Origin of the sequence: Streptomyces sp. GbtcB6, assembly GCF_019091475.1 — a bacterium.
GTDB lineage: Bacteria > Actinomycetota > Actinomycetes > Streptomycetales > Streptomycetaceae > Streptomyces > Streptomyces hyaluromycini.
Map to the genome: position 1 here is coordinate 1 of NZ_JAGXJL010000207.1, position 398 is coordinate 398.

At 68.6% G+C, this 398-nt stretch carries 1 protein-coding gene; it reads left to right on the forward strand.

Features of this window, described 5'->3' with window-relative positions:
* Positions 1 to 48: 48 nt before the first annotated feature.
* Positions 49 to 398 (forward strand): condensation domain-containing protein (locus tag KVT45_RS55185; protein ID WP_254648764.1); only part of this gene is annotated, 350 nt, incomplete at its 3' end.

Below are 398 nucleotides of genomic sequence, written 5' to 3' on the forward strand. Positions count from 1 at the left end.
TCTGTCTTGTTGCTGGTGGCTCATCACATTGCGACGGATGCCTGGTCGATGGGTGTGCTGGCGAACGACCTCCAGGCCGCCTACGGTGCGCGGCTTTCTGGGCGGGTGCCTGGGTGGGAGCCGCTGCCGGTCCAGTACGCGGATTATGCGTTGTGGCAGCGGGAGGTGCTCGGGGAACTGGACGATCCGGGCAGTGCGGTGGCGGGTCAGGTCGAGTTCTGGCGGCGGGCCTTGGACGGAGTGCCGCAGGAGACGGTGCTGCCGTTTGACCGTCCGCGGCCTGCGGTGCCCTCCTTCCGCAGTGGCACGGTCCCGATAGGCGTGGATGCGGTGACGCATGCGCGGCTGGTGGAGCTGGCCGCCGGCGGTGGGGCGACGATGTTCATGGTGGTGCATGC